Origin of the sequence: Enterobacter sp. CPE_E890 (assembly GCF_046521475.1) — a bacterium.
GTDB lineage: Bacteria > Pseudomonadota > Gammaproteobacteria > Enterobacterales > Enterobacteriaceae > Enterobacter > Enterobacter adelaidei.
This window is the reverse complement of record NZ_JBKFZW010000001.1, coordinates 3,159,220-3,179,283: the sequence shown is the minus strand read 5'-3', so window position 1 is coordinate 3,179,283 and position 20,064 is coordinate 3,159,220. Positions and strand designations below refer to the sequence as shown.

18 protein-coding genes are annotated in these 20,064 nt (G+C 54.3%); all 18 read left to right on the top strand.

What is annotated here, in order from left to right:
- The first annotated feature begins 9 nt into the window (after positions 1-9).
- A complete protein-coding gene (gene wcaA / locus ACLHV9_RS15690; RefSeq protein WP_108090768.1) occupies positions 10-852 on the top strand; it encodes a colanic acid biosynthesis glycosyltransferase WcaA in 843 nt (280 codons plus the stop codon).
- Entirely contained in the window at positions 852-1,343 is a 492-nt protein-coding gene (wcaB, locus tag ACLHV9_RS15685) for a colanic acid biosynthesis acetyltransferase WcaB (protein WP_407220816.1), read from the top strand. Before wcaA ends, wcaB begins: the two co-directional genes overlap by 1 nt.
- Complete coding sequence (wcaC, locus tag ACLHV9_RS15680) at positions 1,340-2,557, top strand: colanic acid biosynthesis glycosyltransferase WcaC (protein WP_028016370.1); 1,218 nt, start codon at positions 1,340-1,342, stop codon at positions 2,555-2,557. Before wcaB ends, wcaC begins: the two co-directional genes overlap by 4 nt.
- Positions 2,532-3,752 carry a colanic acid polymerase WcaD gene (gene wcaD, locus ACLHV9_RS15675; RefSeq protein WP_028016371.1) on the top strand — a complete coding sequence of 407 codons (1,221 nt, stop codon included), beginning with the start codon at positions 2,532-2,534 and terminating at the stop codon, positions 3,750-3,752. The genes wcaC and wcaD overlap by 26 nt, the downstream gene beginning before the upstream one ends.
- Positions 3,753-3,764: 12 nt before the next feature.
- A complete protein-coding gene (gene wcaE / locus ACLHV9_RS15670; RefSeq protein ID WP_049008261.1) occupies positions 3,765-4,511 on the top strand; it encodes a colanic acid biosynthesis glycosyltransferase WcaE in 747 nt (248 codons plus the stop codon).
- Positions 4,512-4,527: 16 nt separating this feature from the next.
- Positions 4,528-5,076, top strand: a complete 549-nt coding sequence (wcaF, locus tag ACLHV9_RS15665; protein WP_028016373.1) for a colanic acid biosynthesis acetyltransferase WcaF — start codon at positions 4,528-4,530, stop codon at positions 5,074-5,076.
- 23 nt (positions 5,077-5,099) lie between these two features.
- Positions 5,100-6,221 (top strand): GDP-mannose 4,6-dehydratase, encoded by a 1,122-nt coding sequence (gmd, locus tag ACLHV9_RS15660; protein ID WP_028016374.1) that lies wholly within the window; start codon positions 5,100-5,102, stop codon positions 6,219-6,221.
- A 2-nt stretch (positions 6,222-6,223) separates the two neighbouring features.
- The gene (locus tag ACLHV9_RS15655; protein ID WP_028016375.1) at positions 6,224-7,189 is read left to right on the top strand and encodes a GDP-L-fucose synthase family protein; all 966 of its coding nucleotides are present in this window, start codon (positions 6,224-6,226) and stop codon (positions 7,187-7,189) included.
- A gap of 2 nt (positions 7,190-7,191) precedes the next feature.
- Positions 7,192-7,671, top strand: coding sequence for a GDP-mannose mannosyl hydrolase (locus ACLHV9_RS15650; RefSeq protein ID WP_108090767.1), 480 nt, complete (start codon positions 7,192-7,194; stop codon positions 7,669-7,671).
- The gene (wcaI, locus tag ACLHV9_RS15645; protein WP_028016377.1) at positions 7,668-8,891 is read left to right on the top strand and encodes a colanic acid biosynthesis fucosyltransferase WcaI; all 1,224 of its coding nucleotides are present in this window, start codon (positions 7,668-7,670) and stop codon (positions 8,889-8,891) included. The genes ACLHV9_RS15650 and wcaI overlap by 4 nt, the downstream gene beginning before the upstream one ends.
- A gap of 3 nt (positions 8,892-8,894) precedes the next feature.
- Positions 8,895-10,331: a mannose-1-phosphate guanyltransferase gene (gene cpsB / locus ACLHV9_RS15640; RefSeq protein WP_028016378.1), complete on the top strand. Its 1,437-nt coding sequence runs from the start codon at positions 8,895-8,897 to the stop codon at positions 10,329-10,331.
- A 109-nt stretch (positions 10,332-10,440) separates the two neighbouring features.
- Positions 10,441-11,811 (top strand): colanic acid biosynthesis phosphomannomutase CpsG, encoded by a 1,371-nt coding sequence (cpsG, locus tag ACLHV9_RS15635; protein WP_208594262.1) that lies wholly within the window; start codon positions 10,441-10,443, stop codon positions 11,809-11,811.
- Between the two features lie 46 nt (positions 11,812-11,857).
- Entirely contained in the window at positions 11,858-13,252 is a 1,395-nt protein-coding gene (gene wcaJ, locus ACLHV9_RS15630; RefSeq protein ID WP_028018512.1) for an undecaprenyl-phosphate glucose phosphotransferase, read from the top strand.
- Position 13,253: 1 nt separating this feature from the next.
- The gene (gene wzxC, locus ACLHV9_RS15625; RefSeq protein ID WP_028018513.1) at positions 13,254-14,732 is read left to right on the top strand and encodes a colanic acid undecaprenyl disphosphate flippase WzxC; all 1,479 of its coding nucleotides are present in this window, start codon (positions 13,254-13,256) and stop codon (positions 14,730-14,732) included.
- A gap of 17 nt (positions 14,733-14,749) precedes the next feature.
- Positions 14,750-16,030: a colanic acid biosynthesis pyruvyl transferase WcaK gene (gene wcaK / locus ACLHV9_RS15620; RefSeq protein WP_407220815.1), complete on the top strand. Its 1,281-nt coding sequence runs from the start codon at positions 14,750-14,752 to the stop codon at positions 16,028-16,030.
- A complete protein-coding gene (gene wcaL / locus ACLHV9_RS15615; protein WP_028018515.1) occupies positions 16,027-17,247 on the top strand; it encodes a colanic acid biosynthesis glycosyltransferase WcaL in 1,221 nt (406 codons plus the stop codon). The genes wcaK and wcaL overlap by 4 nt, the downstream gene beginning before the upstream one ends.
- A gap of 12 nt (positions 17,248-17,259) precedes the next feature.
- Positions 17,260-18,651, top strand: coding sequence for a colanic acid biosynthesis protein WcaM (gene wcaM / locus ACLHV9_RS15610; RefSeq protein WP_028018516.1), 1,392 nt, complete (start codon positions 17,260-17,262; stop codon positions 18,649-18,651).
- A gap of 176 nt (positions 18,652-18,827) precedes the next feature.
- Positions 18,828-19,724: a GalU regulator GalF gene (galF, locus tag ACLHV9_RS15605; protein ID WP_017383282.1), complete on the top strand. Its 897-nt coding sequence runs from the start codon at positions 18,828-18,830 to the stop codon at positions 19,722-19,724.
- Positions 19,725-20,064 lie beyond the last annotated feature (340 nt).

The window sequence follows — 20,064 nt, the reverse complement described above, 5'->3', positions numbered from 1 at the left end:
GGGAAGACCATGACCACACAACGCCCTTTAGTTTCAATCTATATGCCGACATGGAATCGTCAGCAGCTGGCGATCCGTGCAATCAAATCTGTACTGCGACAGGATTACGATAACTGGGAGCTGATCATCGTTGATGACTGTTCCTCCTCTTTCGAGCAATTGCAGAAATTTGTGGCCGACCTCAACGACCCGCGGGTGATCTATACGCATAACGCCATTAACTCCGGCGCATGTGCGGTGCGTAACCAGGGGATCATGCAGGCCAAAGGGCAATACCTGACCGGAATTGATGACGATGACGAATGGACGCCGAACCGTCTGTCGACTTTCCTGTCGCATAAGGAACAGCTGGTCACGCATGCTTTCCTGTATGCCAACGATTATGTCTGTCAGGGCGAAGTCTACTCGCAGCCTGCCAGCCTGCCGTTGTACCCGAAATCACCGTACTCCCGCCGCCTGTTCTACAAGCGCAACATTATTGGTAACCAGGTCTTTACCTGGGCGTGGCGCTTTAAAGAGTGCCTGTTTGATACCGAACTCAAGGCCGCGCAGGATTACGACATCTTCCTTCGGATGGTGGTGGAATACGGTGAGCCGTGGAAAGTGGAAGAGGCCACGCAGATCCTGCATATCAACCACGGGGAGATGCAAATCACCTCCTCGCCGAAGAAATTCTCGGGCTACTTCCATTTTTACCGCAAGCACAAGGACAAGTTTGACCGTGCCAGCCGGAAGTATCAGCTCTTTACCCTCTATCAGATCCGCAACAAGCGCATGAACTGGCGCACGCTGCTGACATTGCTGTCCGTGCGTAACGGCAAGCGTCTGGCTGACGGGCTTCGGGGGAAATAATGTTTCTGGAAGATTGCCGCGCAAACAGCTGGAGCCTGCGCCCGTGCTGCATGGTCCTGGCCTACCGCATCGCGCACTTTTGCTCGGTGTGGCGCAAGAAAAATGTGCTGAACAATATCTGGGCGGCACCGGTGCTGGTGCTGTACCGCATCATCACTGAATGCTTTTTTGGTTATGAGATTCAGGCCGCAGCCACCATTGGCCGCCGCTTTACCATCCACCACGGCTATGCGGTGGTGATCAACAAGTTCGTGGTCGCCGGGGATGATTTCACTATTCGTCATGCGGTCACCATCGGTAACCGTGGGCCAGACAGTCTGGCGTGCCCGGTTATCGGCAATAACGTTGAGCTGGGCGTGAACGTGGTGATCATTGGCGATATTACGATTGGTAATAACGTCACCATTGGCGCTGGCAGCGTGGTGCTGGACAGCATTCCGGATAACGCGCTGGTGGTGGGAGAAAAAGCCCGCGTGAAGGTGATTAAATGAATATTCTGCAATTTAACGTACGCCTCGCAGAAGGCGGGGCGGCCGGCGTGGCGCTGGATCTGCATCAGCGTGCGCTGCAAAAAGGGTTACAGTCCCGTTTTGTCTATGGCTATGGCAAAGGGGGTAAGAAAAGCGTTAGCCACGATCGCTATCCGCAGGTGTTGAAACAGACCCCACGATTGACGTCGATCGCCAACATTGCGCTGTTCCGCCTGTTTAACCGCGATCTGTTTGGCAACCTGAATAACCTCTACCGCACCGTGACGCGAACCACCGGTCCGGTGGTGCTGCATTTTCATGTGTTGCACAGCTACTGGCTCAACCTGGAAGAGGTGGTGGCGTTTTGTGAGAACGTGCAGGCACATAAACCGGACACCCGCTTTGTCTGGACGCTGCACGATCACTGGAGCGTGACCGGCCGCTGTGCGTTTACCGACGGTTGCGAAGGCTGGAAAAATAACTGCCGGAAATGCCCGACATTAAGTAACTACCCACCGGTGAAAGTGGATCGTGCTCATCAACTGGTGGAGGGTAAGCGCCAGCTGTTCCGCGACATGCTTTGGCTGGGGTGCACGTTTATCTCCCCAAGCCAGCATGTGGCGGATGCGTTCAACAGCCTTTACGGGGCAGGGCGCTGCAAGATTATCAACAACGGCATCGACGTGGCGACGGAAGCCATTCTTGCCGAGCTGACTCCGGTGGCCGAAACCACGGGCAAACCGAAAATCGCTATCGTTGCGCATGACCTGCGTTACGACGGTAAAACCAATCAGCAGCTGGTGCGCGACATGATGGCGCTGGGCGACAACATCGAGCTGCATACCTTCGGCAAGTTTTCCCCGTTCGAAGGGACAAACGTGGTCAATCACGGGTTTGAAACCGACAAACGCAAACTGATGAGTGCACTGAACGAAATGGATGCCTTGGTGTTCAGCTCCCGCGTGGATAACTACCCCCTGATCCTTTGCGAAGCACTCTCTATCGGCGTGCCGGTGATTGCCACCCACAGCGACGCTGCGCGCGAAGTGCTGGAAAAATCGGGCGGTAAAACGTTCGCTGAAAACGAGGTGCTGCCGCTGGTGCAACTGCCGAAAGCCGATATCGCGCAGGCCGTATTTGGTACTGACCTGGAATCGTTCCGCAAGCGCAGCCGCAAGGCCTACAGTGGACAACAGATGCTGGAGGAGTATGTCTCGTTCTATCAGAATCTGTAGTTATCTCCTGCTGCCGCTGATCTACCTGCTGGTTAACGTTAAGATTGCCCAGCTTGGCGAAAGCTTCCCGATAACTATCGTCACTTTCTTGCCTGTCCTGCTTCTGCTGTATGTCGATAAAATCAACCTTAAGAAGCTGATGATTGCCCTGGGGATGGGGACGGGCCTGACGCTATTTAACTACATCTTTGGTCAGTCACTGGATGCCAGTAAATACGTCACCTCGACCATGCTGTTTGTTTATATTGTCATTATTATCGGAATGGTCTGGAGTATTCGGTTTAAAACCATTTCTCCACACAATTATCGGAAAATCCTTAGGTTCTTTTATATTGCCGTTGCGTTAATTGTTATGCTTGCCGCACTGGAAATGGCACAAATTATTCTCACAGGTGGTAGTAGCCTGATGGAGATAATTTCGAAATATCTCATTTACAGTAACAGCTATGTATTGAACTTCATCAAGTTTGGCGGAAAGCGTACTACGGCCCTCTATTTTGAACCGGCGTTTTTCGCTCTGGCGTTAATCTCAATTTGGCTCAGCATCAAACAGTTTGGTATCAAAACGCCTAAGACCGATGCTATGATTCTTGCAGGAATTGTTCTGTCAGGATCGTTCTCGGGGGTAATGACATTTATCCTGTTTTACCTGCTGGAGTGGGCGTTCCAGTACCTGAACAAAGAGGCAATTAAGAAAAAACTGCCGCTGGCAATTATCTCCCTGACGGTATTCATGGTCGGCGTGATATTTGCTTTCCCGTACATCTCAGAACGTCTGGGTGATTTGGGAACGGAAGGGTCTTCATCTTATTATCGCATCATTGGTCCGCTGGTGATGGTGGGTTATTCCTTAACCCATATTGATGGTGTAGTAAGATTTGGCTCACTTTACGAATATGTTGCATCATTCGGAATCTTTAACGGTGCGGATGTCGGTAAAACCATAGACAATGGTCTGTATCTGTTAATTATTTATTTTTCGTGGTTTGCCGTACTGTTGACAATTTGGTATCTGTTTAAAGTTTTCAAAATGATGATTAACGCGTTTGGTGATAACCAGAACTTTCGCGTGCAGCTTTATCTGTTTACACCAGTGTCGCTGTTTTTTACCGGTTCAATATTTAGCCCGGAATATGCTTTCTTAATTGTTTGTCCGTTTATTCTGCGTAAAGCGCTTAATATTACGAATTCATGACGAGGTGGTCTTATGTTTCTAAGCGTCATTACTGTCGCTTTTCGTAATTACGAAGGGGTGGTAAAAACCTGGCGCTCGCTGCGCAATCTGGCGCGCGATCCGAGCCTTACCTTTGAGTGGATCGTGGTTGATGGCGGGTCGAACGATGGCACGGCGGAGTTTCTGGAAAAACTCAACGGTGAGTTCAACTTACGCTACATCAGTGAGAAAGATAAAGGCATCTACGATGCGATGAATAAAGGCATTGAGATGGCGAAGGGTCGCTATGCGATCTTCCTGAATTCGGGTGATGTGTTCCACGATGACGTGGCGATGTTTGCCCGACAGCTGGCTCGCCAGAAAGAAGAGGCCATGTTTATTGGCGATGCGCTGCTCGATTTCGGGGATGGACATAAAGTTTGCCGCAGTGCGAAGCCGGGTTGGTATATCTATCACAGTCTACCCGCCAGTCATCAGGCCATTTTCTTTCCGGTAAAAGGTCTGAAAAAACAGCCGTACGACTTGCAGTATAAAGTGTCATCCGATTATGCGCTGGCAGCCAGTTTATATAAGTCTGGCTACCCGTTCCGTCGAATTAAGGGGCTGGTGTCCGAATTTTCCATGGGCGGTGTATCCACTTCGAACAACCTGGAGTTGTGCCAGGATGCAAAAAACGTACAGCGAAAAATATTGCGCGTGCCGGCCTTCTGGGCAGAACTGTCTTATTTATTACGTCTGAAAACCACAGGTAAAACCAAAGCCTTATATAACAAAGCCTGAAATATAAGGAAACGCAATGCAGGATCTTAAAGGATTCACCGTGCCGAAAGGTTTTCGCGGGGGCAACGGTATTAAGGTGCAGTTGTGGTGGGTCGTTCAGGCAACGTTATTTGCCTGGTCGCCGCAAATACTCTACCGCTGGCGAGCATTCTTATTGCGGCTGTTTGGCGCAAAAATCGGAAAAAACGTAGTTATTCGCCCGTCGGTAAAAATTACCTATCCCTGGAAATTAACGCTTGGGGATTACGCATGGGTAGGGGATGACGCGGTGTTATATACCCTTGGCGAAATTACGATTGGCGCAAATTCGGTGGTTTCACAGAAGTGTTATCTGTGTACCGGCAGCCACGACTTTATGAGTCAGCATTTTGATATTACCGCGTCACCTATTGCGATCGGTGAAAAATGCTGGCTGGCGACAGATGTTTTTGTTGCACCGGGTGTTTCTGTTGGCGATGGCACGGTAGTGGGTGCCCGCAGCAGCGTTTTTAAATCGCTACCGGCAAATAAAGTTTGCCGTGGCAACCCCGCAGTGGTGATACGCGAACGCGTTGAAACTGATTAAATTCATAAGTAGAGGAATAAAACATGTCTAAAGTCGCTCTCATCACCGGCGTTACCGGGCAGGATGGTTCTTACCTGGCAGAGTTACTGCTGGAAAAAGGGTATGAAGTGCACGGTATTAAACGTCGTGCGTCGTCTTTCAACACTGAACGTGTGGATCATATTTATCAGGATCCACACGCGGCGAACCCTAAATTCCACCTGCACTACGGCGACCTGACCGATACCTCCAACCTGACCCGTATTCTGCAGGAAGTGCAGCCAGATGAAGTGTACAACCTGGGCGCGATGAGCCACGTGGCGGTTTCCTTCGAATCCCCGGAATACACCGCTGACGTTGATGCCATGGGCACGCTGCGTCTGCTGGAAGCGATCCGCTTCCTCGGCCTTGAGAAGAAAACCCGCTTCTACCAGGCATCCACCTCCGAACTGTATGGCCTGGTGCAGGAAATTCCGCAGAAAGAGACCACGCCGTTCTACCCGCGTTCTCCGTATGCAGTAGCAAAACTCTACGCCTACTGGATCACCGTGAACTACCGTGAATCCTACGGCATGTATGCCTGTAACGGCATCCTGTTCAACCACGAATCTCCACGCCGCGGCGAAACCTTCGTGACCCGCAAAATCACCCGCGCTATCGCGAACATCGCGCAGGGTCTGGAATCGTGCCTGCACCTCGGCAACATGGACTCCCTGCGTGACTGGGGCCATGCCAAAGACTACGTGAAAATGCAGTGGATGATGCTGCAGCAGGACAAACCAGAAGACTTCGTCATCGCGACCGGCGTGCAGTATTCCGTCCGTCAGTTCGTTGAAATGGCTGCGGCACAGCTGGGCATCAAACTGCGCTTTGAAGGCACCGGCGTGGATGAGAAGGGCATTGTGGTTTCCGTAACTGGCCACGACGCACCGGGCGTGAAGCCAGGCGACGTGATTGTTCAGGTTGACCCGCGTTACTTCCGTCCTGCTGAAGTGGAAACCCTGCTCGGCGACCCAACCAAAGCGCACGAGACCCTGGGCTGGAAACCCGAGACCACTCTGCAGGAGATGGTTTCCGAGATGGTAGCCAAAGATCTTGAAGCAGCGAAAAAACACTCCCTGCTCAAGTCTCATGGCTACGAGGTTGCCATCGCGCTGGAGTCCTGAGAATGACAAAACAACGTATTTTTGTCGCCGGTCATCGCGGAATGGTGGGTTCCGCGATTGTTCGCCAGCTGGAGCAGCGCGGTGACGTTGAAGTCGTTGTCCGCACGCGTGACGAGCTAAACCTGCTCGATAGCCGTGCGGTACAGGACTTCTTTGCAAACGAACGCATTGACCAGGTGTATCTGGCGGCGGCGAAGGTGGGGGGCATTGTCGCTAACAACACCTACCCGGCGGATTTCATCTACGAGAACATGATGATTGAGAGCAACATCATTCACGCGGCGCACCTGCACAACGTGAATAAGCTGTTGTTCCTCGGCTCATCCTGTATCTACCCGAAAATGGCAAAGCAGCCCATCGCCGAAAGCGAACTGCTGCAGGGGACGCTGGAAGCGACCAACGAACCTTACGCCATCGCCAAGATTGCCGGGATCAAGCTGTGCGAGTCTTACAACCGTCAGTATAACCGCGACTATCGCTCGGTGATGCCGACCAACCTGTACGGGCCGCACGACAACTTCCACCCGAGCAACTCGCACGTGATCCCGGCGCTGTTGCGTCGTTTTCACGAGGCGACCGCCGAGAACGCGCCGGATGTGGTGGTGTGGGGCAGCGGCACGCCAATGCGTGAATTCCTGCACGTGGACGACATGGCGGCCGCCAGCATTCACGTGATGGAGCTGGATCGCGAGGTGTGGCAGGAGAACACCGAGCCAATGCTGTCGCACATCAACGTCGGTACCGGCATTGACTGCACCATCCGCGAGCTGGCGCAAACCATCGCGCAGGTGGTGGGCTACAAAGGCCGCGTGGTGTTTGACGCCACCAAACCGGACGGCACGCCGCGCAAACTGCTGGACGTGACCCGTCTGCATCAGTTGGGCTGGTATCACGAGGTGTCACTGGAACAGGGACTGGCCAGTACCTACCAGTGGTTCCTGGAAAACCAGCACCGCTTCCGGGGGTAACGATGTTTTTAAGTCAGGAAGATTTTGCCACGATCGTTCGTTCCACTCCGCTCATCTCAATAGATTTGATTGTGGAGAACGAACGCGGCGAGTTCTTGCTGGGGAAACGAACCAACCGTCCTGCACAGGGCTTCTGGTTCGTGCCCGGCGGGCGCGTGCAGAAGGATGAGATGCTAAGCGATGCGTTTGAGCGTCTCACTCTGGCAGAACTGGGCCTTAAGCTGCCGATGGCGGCGGGCCAGTTTTACGGGGTCTGGCAGCACTTCTATGACGATAACTTTTCGGGCACCGGGTTCAGCACGCACTACATCGTGCTGGGGTTCCGCCTGAAGGTGCATGAGGCAGACCTGCGTCTGCCTGATGCTCAGCATGACGACTACCGCTGGCAGACGCCAAAGGCGTTGCTCGCGAGCGACAACGTCCACGACAACAGTCGGGCGTATTTCCTTGCGGATCGTCAGGCCGGAGTGCCGGGCTTATGAAAATTTTGGTGTATGGAATCAACTACTCGCCGGAATTAACCGGTATCGGGAAATACACCGGCGAGATGGTCGAGTGGATGGCGAGCCAGGGACATGACGTGCGGGTCATTACCGCGCCGCCGTACTACCCGGAATGGAAAGTGGGCGAGCGTTACTCAAGCTGGCGCTACCGGCGCGAAGAGGGGGCGGCTACCGTCTGGCGCTGCCCGCTGTATGTGCCTAAGCAGCCGTCAACGCTGAAACGCTTGATTCACCTTGGCAGCTTTGCCCTGAGCAGTTTTTTCCCGCTGATGGCGCAACGTCGCTGGAAGCCGGATCGCATCATCGGCGTGGTGCCGACGCTGTTTTGCACGCCAGGCATGCGCCTGCTGGGCAAACTCTCCGGCGCGCGCACCTTGCTGCATATTCAGGATTATGAAGTGGACGCCATGCTTGGCCTGGGGATGGCAGGCAAAAGTAAAGGCGGCAAAGTGGCGAAACTCGCCAGCGCGTTTGAGCGTAGCGGTCTGCATAACGTGGATTATGTCTCGACCATCTCGCGCTCAATGATGAACAAAGCGCAGGAGAAGGGCGTTCCGGCTCAGAAGGTGATCTTCTTCCCCAACTGGTCAGAAGTGGCGCGTTTTCGCGACGTGACTGAAAGTGACGCTCAGGCGCTACGCGCCCAGCTCGGTTTGCCTGATGATCAAAAAATCATTCTTTATTCAGGCAACATCGGTGAAAAGCAGGGGCTGGAGAGCGTGATTGAAGCGGCCCAGTTGCTCAGCAAGCAGCCATGGATGTTTGTGATTGTCGGGCAGGGCGGTGGAAAGGCGCGGCTGGAAAAAATGGCAAGCGAACGCGGCCTGACCAACGTGAAATTCTTCCCGCTTCAGTCCTACGAAGCTCTGCCTGCGCTGCTGAAGATGGGCGATTGCCATCTGGTTGTGCAGAAGCGCGGCGCGGCGGATGCGGTGCTGCCGTCCAAACTGACGAATATTCTGGCAGTGGGTGGCAACGCGGTGATTACAGCAGAAGCCGAAACAGAATTAGGCCAGCTGTGTAACAGCTATCCGGGGATTGCCGTGTGCGTGGAGCCGGAATCGGTCCCGGCGCTGGTCACCGGCATTCAACAGGCACTGGCCATGCCAAAAGTGAATACGGTGGCACGTGAATATGCCGAACGCACGCTCGAAAAAGAGAACGTGTTGAGCCAATTTATTGCAGATATACGGGGATAAATCATGAGTCAAACCACTTTGTATCCGGTTGTGATGGCTGGTGGCTCTGGTAGCCGGTTGTGGCCGCTGTCCCGCGTGCTCTATCCAAAACAGTTCCTCTGCCTGAAAGGGGATCTCACTATGCTGCAGACCACGGTGAACCGTCTGCATGGCGTGGAGTGTGAAAGCCCGGTGGTGATTTGTAACGAGCAGCACCGTTTTATCGTGGCTGAGCAATTGCGCCAGCTGAATAAACTAACCGAAAACATCATTCTGGAGCCGGCCGGTCGTAATACCGCGCCTGCTATCGCTCTGGCAGCACTGGCAGCAAAACGCAGCAGTCCGGATTGCGACCCGCTGATGCTGGTGCTGGCGGCAGACCACGTTATTCAGCAGGAAGAGGCGTTTCGCAATGCAGTGCGTGCGGCCATTCCTTATGCCGAAAGCGGCAAACTGGTGACGTTCGGCATCGTGCCGGATCTCCCGGAAACCGGCTATGGCTACATTCGCCGTGGCAGCGTGACGCCTGGTGAAGGCGACAGCGTGGCGTTTGACGTGGCGCAGTTTGTTGAAAAACCGAATCTGGAAACCGCGCAGGCCTATGTCGCCAGCGGTGAATACTACTGGAACAGCGGGATGTTCCTGTTCCGCGCCGGACGCTATCTGGAAGAACTGGAAAAATATCGCCCGGATATTCTGAACGCCTGCGAAAAGGCGATGGCAGTGGTGGACCCGGATCTCGACTTTATCCGCGTGGATGAAGAGGCTTTCCTCGCCTGCCCGGAAGAGTCTATTGACTATGCGGTGATGGAACGCACGGCTGACGCCGTCGTGGTACCGATGGATGCGGGCTGGAGCGATGTTGGCTCCTGGTCATCGCTTTGGGAGATCAGTGCCCACACCCCGGAGGGAAATGTCCACCATGGTGATGTAATCAGCCATAAGACGGAAAACAGCTACGTTTACGCTGAATCCGGGCTGGTTACCACGGTGGGCGTGAAAGATCTGGTGGTGGTGCAAACGAAAGACGCGGTGTTGATTGCCGACCGTAACGCGGTGCAGGACGTTAAAAAAGTGGTGGAGAAGATTAAGGCCGATGGTCGTCATGAACACCACATTCACCGCGAAGTGTACCGTCCGTGGGGGAAATATGACTCCATCGACGCGGGCGATCGCTATCAGGTGAAACGCATCACCGTGAAACCGGGTGAGGGTCTGTCCGTTCAGATGCACCATCACCGCGCCGAGCACTGGGTGGTGGTGGCAGGTACCGCGAAAGTCACCATTGACGGTGAAGTCAAACTGCTGGGTGAAAACGAGTCCATTTATATTCCGCTGGGGGCGACGCATTGTCTGGAGAACCCCGGGAAAATTCCGCTCGACTTAATTGAAGTGCGTTCTGGCTCATATCTGGAAGAGGACGATATCGTGCGCTTCCAGGACCGCTACGGGCGCGTGTAACACCGTCTTTAACGCCGGATGGCGCTTCGCTTATCCGGCTTACGAATGAATAAAAACAATTTTGCCTGTTAATCGGGCGGGCCGACTGTTGCCTGAAAAAGGGGTCATCATGGAAAAGTTAACCTGTTTTAAAGCCTACGATATTCGCGGCAAGCTGGGCGAAGAGCTGAATGAAGACATCGCGTGGCGCATTGGTCGCGCGTACGGTGAATATTTAAAACCGCAGACCATCGTGTTGGGCGGCGACGTGCGTCTGACCAGTGAGTCCCTGAAGCTGGCGCTGGCGAAAGGGCTGCAGGATGCGGGTGTGGACGTGCTGGATATCGGTCTCTCCGGGACCGAAGAGATTTACTTTGCCACCTTCCACCTGGGGGTGGACGGCGGTATCGAAGTAACGGCCAGCCACAACCCGATGGACTACAACGGCATGAAGCTGGTGCGCAAGGGCGCGCGCCCAATCAGCGGCGACACCGGCCTTCGCGACGTGCAGCGTCTGGCGGAAGCTAACGATTTTCCGCCGGTGAACGACGCGAAGCGCGGCAGCTACAAAAAAATCAATCTGCAAAAAGAGTACATCGACCATCTGCTGGGCTACATCAACGTGGCGAACCTCAAGCCGCTGAAGCTGGTCATTAATTCCGGTAACGGCGCGGCCGGTCCGGTTGTCGATGCCCTGGAAGCCCGCTTTAAGGCGCTGAACGTGCCGGTGACCTTCGTCAAAGTGCACAACACCCCGGACGGCAACTTCCCGAACGGTATTCCTAACCCGCTGCTGCCGGAGTGCCGCGACGACACCCGCAACGCTGTAATTGAGCACGGCGCGGACATGGGTATCGCCTTTGACGGCGACTTCGACCGCTGCTTCCTGTTCGACGAGAAAGGGCAGTTCATCGAGGGCTACTACATTGTCGGCCTGCTGGCGGAAGCGTTCCTTGAGAAAAACCCGGGCGCGAAAATCATTCACGACCCGCGTCTCTCCTGGAATACCGTCGATGTGGTGTCCGCGGCAGGCGGCACGCCGGTGATGTCCAAAACCGGCCACGCCTTCATCAAAGAGCGCATGCGCGAAGAAGACGCCATCTACGGCGGCGAGATGAGCGCCCACCACTACTTCCGTGATTTTGCCTACTGCGACAGCGGAATGATCCCATGGCTGCTGGTGACCGAGCTGCTGTGCCTGAAGGGACAGACGCTGGGCGAGCTGGTACGCGACCGTATGGCGGCGTTCCCGGCGAGCGGGGAGATCAACAGCAAGCTGGCGCAGCCGGCCGAGGCCATTGCCCGCGTGGAGCACCACTTTGCCCTGCACGCGCTGGAAATTGACCGCACGGACGGCATCAGCATGGCGTTCCCGCAGTGGCGCTTCAACCTGCGCTCGTCTAACACCGAGCCGGTGGTGCGCCTGAACGTGGAATCCCGTGCGGATACTGCGCTAATGGAAGCACGAACGAAGGACATTCTGGCGCTGTTGAATCAGTAAAAATTGCCCCTCCCCGCGGGAGGGGGAACCGAAAACAGGAACAACGATGACGAATCTAAAAAAACGCGAGCGAGCGAGAACGAATGCATCGTTAATCTCTATGGTGCAGCGTTTTTCTGATATCACCATCATGGTCGGTGGATTATGGGCGGTGTGTCGGATCGGCGGGCTACCGTTCTTATACATGCATCTGCTGATGGCATTGATTGCGCTGGTTGTGTTTCAGATGATCGGCGGGATGACGGATTTCTACCGCTCGTGGCGCGGTGTGAAAATGACCACCGAACTGATGCTGCTGCTGCAGAACTGGACCTTAAGCCTGATCTTCAGCGCGGGTCTGGTGGCGTTTAGCCATGATTTCGATAATCGCCTCGTGACCTATCTGTGCTGGTATCTGCTCACCAGCGTTGGCATGGTGGTCTGCCGTTCCCTGATCCGCTTTGGCGCGGGCTGGCTGCGTAACCGGGGTTATAACCGTCGCTTTGTCGCCGTGGCCGGTGATTTGCCGGTGGGGCAGGTGCTGCTCGACAGCTTCCGCAAAGAGCCGTGGTTAGGTTTTGAAGTGGTCGGGATTTATCACGAACCTAAGCCTGGCGGCGTGCCTGCGGGCTGGGCCGGCAATTATGACCAGCTTATCGACGATGCGAAAGCCGGCAAAATTCACAACGTCTACATTGCCATGCAGATGAAAGACGAATCCCGCATTAAGAAACTGATGCGTGAACTGGCGGATACCACCTGTTCGGTGATCCTGATCCCGGACGTCTTTACCTTCAACATTCTTCACTCCCGTATTGAAGAGGTGAACGGTGTGCCGGTCGTACCGCTGTACGACACGCCGCTGTCGGGTATTAACCGCGTGCTAAAGCGCCTGGAAGATATCGTGCTCTCTTCGCTGATTTTGCTGCTGATCTCTCCGGTGCTGTGCTGCATAGCGCTGGCGGTAAAGCTGAGCTCTCCGGGGCCGGTCATCTTCCGCCAAACCCGCTACGGTATGGACGGTAAGCCGATCATGGTGTGGAAATTCCGCTCCATGAAGGTGATGGAGAATGACAAGGTGGTGACGCAGGCAACGCAGAACGATCCGCGCGTCACCCGCGTGGGTAACTTCCTGCGCCGTACCTCACTTGATGAGCTGCCGCAGTTTATCAATGTGTTCACCGGTGGGATGTCGATTGTTGGCCCGCGTCCGCATGCGGTGGCGCATAACGAACAGTACCGCTCGCTGATTGAAGGTTACATGCTGCGCCATAAAGTGAAGCCAGGTATTACCGGCTGGGCGCAGATCAACGGCTGGCGCGGAGAAACCGACACGCTGGAAAAAATGGAAAAACGCGTTGAGTTTGACCTGGAGTACATCCGCGAATGGAGTCTCTGGTTCGATATCAAGATCGTCTTTCTGACCATCTTCAAAGGTTTCGTGAACAAAGCGGCGTACTAAGATGAGCTTACGTGAAAAAACCATCAGCGGCGCCAAGTGGTCAGCGATGGCGACCATCGTCATTATTGGCCTCGGCCTGGTGCAGATGACCGTTCTGGCGCGCATTATTGATAATCACCAGTTCGGTCTGCTGACCGTTTCGCTGGTGATTATCGCCCTGGCCGATACGCTGTCTGACTTTGGTATCGCCAACTCGATTATCCAGCGCAAAGAAATCAGCCATCTTGAACTGACCACGCTCTACTGGCTGAACGTGGGGCTGGGGATTTTCGTGTTTGTGCTGGTGTTCCTGCTGAGCGACACCATCGCCAGCGTGCTGCATAACCCGGATCTCGCCCCGCTGATGCGTACGCTGTCGTTTGCCTTTGTAGTGATCCCGCACGGGCAGCAGTTCCGCGCGCTGATGCAAAAAGAGCTGGAGTTCAACAAGATCGGCATGATCGAGACCAGTGCCGTACTGGCGGGCTTTACCTTCACCGTGGTGAGCGCCCATTTCTGGCCGCTGGCGATGACCGCCATTCTGGGGTATCTGGTTAACTCTGCCGTACGTACGCTGCTGTTCGGTTATTTTGGCCGCAAGATCTACCGTCCGGGGCTGCATTTCTCTCTCGCTTCCGTTTCGTCCAACCTGCGCTTTGGCGCATGGCTGACGGCAGATAGCATCATCAACTACGTCAACACCAACCTCTCAACGCTGGTGCTGGCACGTATTCTGGGCGCAAGCGTGGCGGGGGGCTACAACCTGGCCTATAACGTCGCGGTGGTGCCGCCGATGAAGCTGAACCCGATAATCACCCGCGTGCTGTTCCCGGCGTTCGCCAAGATCCAGGATGACACCGAGAAGCTGCGCGTCAACTTCTACAAGCTGCTTTCCGTGGTGGGGATCATTAACTTCCCGGTGCTGCTGGGGCTGATGGTGGTGTCCAGCAACTTCGTGCCGCTGGTGTTTGGCGAGAAATGGAACGGCATCATCCCGATCCTGCAGCTGCTGTGCGTGGTGGGGCTGCTGCGCTCCGTAGGGAACCCGATTGGGTCCCTGCTGATGGCAAAAGCGCGCGTGGATATCAGCTTTAAGTTCAACGTGTTCAAAACCTTCCTGTTTATCCCGGCGATTATTGTTGGCGGACATATGGCGGGGGCCATCGGCGTCACGCTGGGCTTCCTGCTGGTGCAGATCGTCAACACCGTGCTGAGCTACTTCATCATGATCAAGCCGGTGCTGGGCTCCAGCTACCGTCAGTACATCCTGAGCCTGTGGCTGCCGTTCTATCTCTCATTGCCAACCCTGGCGGTGAGCTACGGTCTGGGTGTGCTCCTCAATGGTCATCTGTCGCTGGCCGCGCTGCTGGCGGTGCAGGTAGTGGCGGGTGTGCTGGCATTCGGCGTGATGATTGTGCTTTCACGCAATGCGCTGGTGGTAGAGATGAAGCGCCAGTTTTGCCGTAACGAAAAAATGAAAACGCTGCTTCGCGCAGGCTAGTTATTTAAGAGGCCATTATGAAATTATTAATTCTTGGCAACCATACCTGCGGCAACCGTGGCGACAGCGCCATCCTGCGCGGTTTACTGGATGCGATTAACACCCTTAAGCCTGAGACCGAAGTGGATGTGATGAGCCGTTATCCGGTGAGTTCATCCTGGCTACTGAACCGCCCGGTAATGGGTGACCCGCTTTACAGCCAGATGAAACAGCATAACAACGCCGCGGGCGTGATGGGGCGCGTGAAGAAAGTCCTGCGCCGTCGCTACCAGCATCAGGTGCTGCTTTCCCGCGTGACCGATACCGGCAAGCTGCGCAACATCGCTATTGCGCAGGGCTTTACCGATTTCGTCCGTCTGCTGTCGGGTTACGACGCCATTATCCAGGTCGGCGGCTCGTTCTTCGTCGATCTCTACGGCGTGCCGCAGTTTGAGCATGCGCTGTGTACGTTCATGGCGAAAAAGCCGCTGTTTATGATTGGTCACAGCGTCGGGCCCTTCCAGGACCCGCAGTTTAACCAGCTGGCAAACTATGTCTTCGGCCACTGCGATGCCCTGATCCTGCGCGAGTCGGTCAGCCTTGAGATGATGAAGCGCAGCGAGATCGACACCTCAAAAGTTGAGCACGGCGTGGACACGGCCTGGCTGGTGGATCACCAGGACGACAGCTTCCAGCCAAGCTACGCGGTGCAGCACTGGCTCGACGTGGCTGCGAAACAGAAAACCGTCGCAATAACCCTGCGCGAGCTGGCGCCTTTTGATAAACGTTTAGGCACGACGCAGGCGGCATATGAGAAAGCCTTCGCCGACGTGGTGAACCGTGTGCTGGACAGCGGTTACCAGGTACTGGCGCTTTCCACCTGCACCGGTATCGACAGCTACAACAAAGATGACCGCATGGTGGCGCTGAATCTGCGCAGCCTGGTTAATGACCCGTCCCGCTATCACGTGGTGATGGATGAACTGAACGATCTTGAGATGGGCAAGCTGCTCTCTGCCTGCAATCTGACGGTGGGCACGCGCCTGCACTCGGCCATTATTTCCATGAACTTTGGCACGCCGGCCATTGCCATTAACTATGAGCACAAGTCTGCAGGGATTATGCAGCAGCTTGGAATGCCGGAAATGGCCGTGGATATTCGTCATCTGCTGGATGGTTCGCTCGGTGCGATGGTGGGGGACACCCTGGGTCAGTTACCTGTCATCAATGAACGCCTGGCCGTGGCGGTGAAAGCCGAGCGCGAAAAGGGCATTGGGATGGTGAAATCGGTGCTTGACCGCGTCCGGGAGGGGAAATGAAGGTTGGTTTCTTCTTACTGAAATTTCCGCTGTCGTCTGAAACGTTTGTCCTGAACCAAATCACCGCGTTTATCGATATGGGATATGACGTGGAGATTATCGCCCTGCAAAAGGGCGATACCAAAAACACCCATGCGGCCTATACCCAGTATGGGCTGGAGGCGAAAACCCGCTGGCTGCAGGATGAGCCGTCCGGGAAGCTGAATAAGCTACGCCACCGCGCCAGCCAGACTTTACGTGGATTCCATCGCGCATCGACATGGCGGGCGCTGAATGTTTCCCGCTATGGGTCCGAATCTCGCAATCTGATCCTGTCGGCCATCTGCGGACAAACGGCGCAGCCGTATCGTGCGGATGTGTTTATCGCCCACTTTGGCCCGGCGGGCGTCACCGCCGCGAAGCTGCGCGAGCTGGGCGTGATTGACGGTAAAATTGCGACCATTTTCCACGGTATCGACATTTCCAGCCGCGAAGTTTTGAACCACTACACGCCGGAGTATCAGCAGCTTTTCCGACGCGGTGACATGATGCTGCCCATCAGCGACCTGTGGGCCGGGCGCCTGAAAAATATGGGCTGTCCGGGGGAGAAAATTACCGTTTCTCGTATGGGCGTGGATTTAACGCGCTTTACCCGCCGTCCGGTGAAGGTGCCGGGTAAACCGCTGCAGATCATTTCTGTTGCGCGTTTGACGGAGAAGAAAGGTCTGCATGTGGCTATCGAAGCCTGCCGGCAGCTGAAAGCGCGTGGGGTGGATTTCCACTATCGCATTCTCGGCATTGGACCGTGGGAGCGTCGACTGCGCACGCTGATTGAACAGTATCAACTGGAAGACGTCATCGAGATGCCGGGCTTCAAGCCAAGCCACGAGGTGAAGGCCATGCTTGATGAGGCGGATGTGTTCCTGCTGCCCTCGGTAACGGGCGCTGATGGCGATATGGAAGGTATTCCGGTGGCGCTGATGGAGGCGATGGCCGTCGGTATTCCGGTGGTTTCTACGCTGCACAGCGGGATCCCGGAGCTGATTAAGTCTGACCATTCCGGCTGGCTGGTGCCGGAGAATAATGCTATGGCGCTGGCCGATCGATTAGCGGCATTTAGCGACATCGACCAGCAGGCGCTGGAGCCTGTGCTCCACAATGCCCGACAAAAAGTTGAAACCGATTTTAACCAGCAGGTGATTAATCGCCAGTTAGCGAGCCTGCTGCAAACGCTGTAACGCCGAGGTTGTATGCTGAAAAAGATTACCCGACGCACCTTTGTCTCTTCTCTGTCCGTTCTGGCGGCCACGCCGCTGTTGTCGTCCCGCATTGCGCGGGCGGCAAGCGGAAAGACGGTCTCTGTTAATCAGTACAATAACAACGACTGGATTGCCGCCTTTAAGCAGGCGTTTAACGACGGTGATACGGTCGTTGTACCTGCGGGACTCACCTGCGAAAACATCAATACGGGCATTTTCATTCCCGATGGTAAAACGCTGCTGATCCGCGGGGCATTAACCGGCAACGGCCGCGGCCGCTTTGTGTTGCAGGAAGGCAGCAAAGTGATAGGTGAAGGTGCGGGCCGCACGGAGAACATTACGCTCGACGTTCGCGGCTCTGACTGCGTTATCAAAGGGCTGGCCATGAGCGGGTTTGGCCCGGTGACGCAGATCTACATCGGCGGCAAGAAACCGAGCGTAATGCGCAATTTGCTGATTGATAACATCAGCGTCAGTCAGGCCAACTACGCCATCTTGCGCCAGGGTTTCCATAATCAGGTGGACGGTGCCCGAATCACCAACAGCAAATTTAGCCACCTGCAGGGTGATGCGATCGAGTGGAACGTGGCCATCAATGACCGCAATATCCTGATTTCCGACCATGTCATCGACAACATTAACTGCACTAACGGCAAGATCAACTGGGGCATCGGCATTGGCCTTGCCGGGAGCACTTATGATAATGACTATCCGGAAAAACAAACCGTCAAGAACTTCGTGGTGGCAAACATCACGGGCAGCAACTGTCGTCAGCTAGTGCACGTTGAAAACGGAAAACATTTTGTTATCCGCAATATTAAGGCCAAAAACATAACCCCTGACTTCAGTAAAAAGGCGGGAATAGACAACGCCACCGTCGCTATTTATGGTTGTGATAATTTCATTATTGATAATGTCGATATGGTCAATAGTGCCGGTATGTTAATCGGTTACGGGGTGATAAAAGGCGATTATTTGTCCATTCCGCAGAACTTCAAACTCAACAATATTCGTCTGGATAATCGGCAACTGGCGTATAAGCTGCGCGGAGTACAAATTTCATCCGGTAACGCGACGTCTTTTGTGGCGATTACCAACGTTGAGATGCAGCGCGCTACCCTGGAACTGCACAATAAGCCACAGCATCTTTTCTTACGAAATATCAATGTTATGCAGGAAGCTGCCGTGGGGCCTGCCCTGAAGATTAATTTCGATCTGCGTAAAGATGTACGCGGTAAGTTTATGGCTAAAGACGAGACGCTGCTGTCGCTGGCGAACATCAAAGCGGTTAATGAGAAGGGACAAAGCTCGGTGGATATTGACCGGGTGGATCAGCAGGTTGTGAATGTGGAAAGGCTTAATTTTGCGCTTCCGCACAGATAATAGACAATCGTCGGTTTTGGGACTATTCCTGGCATAAAAGCGTGATCGAATCAGATTACAACTACAGAAATTTGTGGGGCTAAGGCGTAACATTGCCTGAGGATTACGGCAAAACATGCTGGCGAAAACAGGTTTAAGAGCTATAATTCGTCAACCATTTTAAGGTGGAAGAAATAATGATTAATTTGAAAGCAGTCATTCCGGTAGCAGGCTTGGGCATGCATATGCTGCCAGCCACAAAAGCCATTCCTAAAGAGATGCTGCCGATCGTCGACAAGCCTATGATTCAGTACATTGTCGACGAGATTGTTGCTGCAGGGATCAAAGAAATCGTCCTGGTTACCCACTCGTCCAAGAATGCGGTAGAAAACCACTTCGACACCTCTTACGAACTCGAAGCGTTGCTTGAGCAGCGCGTCAAACGCCAACTGCTGGCGGAAGTACAGTCTATTTGCCCACCTGGCGTGACTATCATGAACGTGCGCCAGGCGCAGCCGCTGGGTCTGGGTCACTCTATTCTGTGTGCTCGTCCGGTTGTGGGTGACAATCCGTTTATCGTTGTGCTTCCGGACATTATTATCGATACCGCTTCTGCCGATCCGCTGCGTTACAACCTGGCGGCAATGGTGGCACGTTTCAATGAAACGGGCCGTAGCCAGGTGCTGGCAAAACGCATGAAGGGCGACCTCTCCGAGTACTCCGTTATTCAGACGAAAGAGCCGCTGGAGACGGAAGGGCAGGTGAGCCGCATCGTTGAATTCATCGAAAAACCGGATCAGCCACAGACCCTGGATTCCGACCTGATGGCGGTTGGCCGTTACGTACTGAACGCTGATATCTGGGCGGAACTGGAAAAAACCGAGCCAGGCGCCTGGGACCGTATTCAGTTGACCGACGCGATTGCCGAGCTGGCGAAGAAGCAGTCTGTGGATGCGATGCTGATGACGGGTGACAGCTACGACTGCGGGAAGAAAATGGGGTATATGCAGGCGTTCGTGAACTATGGGCTGCGTAACCTGAAGGAAGGGGCGAAGTTCAGAAGCCGGATTGAGAAGCTGCTGGCGAACGACTGATATTTCTGCCCAGGCTTGAACAAGCGGCAGTCATTATTTTGGTGTGTTGATATCAAACCAAAATGATGACTGCCGTTTTTTTGTTATTAATTTAAGAATTACATAGTGTTATCTGATTTAACTCTCGGCAGCTTTGTAGCGATTTGTGCTTGTTTCTGAGGTCGTTTAGGACGACAATTAACGCCAGTTTTTTTGTCTGTATCCAGACAAATCAAATCATTTAATCAGACATCGCTCAGTGCACTGGTAGCTGTTAAGCCAGGGGCGGTAGCGTGCTCATTTTTTTTTGAAACCGCCAATAAATACTCAGGTTTCAGAGCGCCAGTATCCAGACATATAC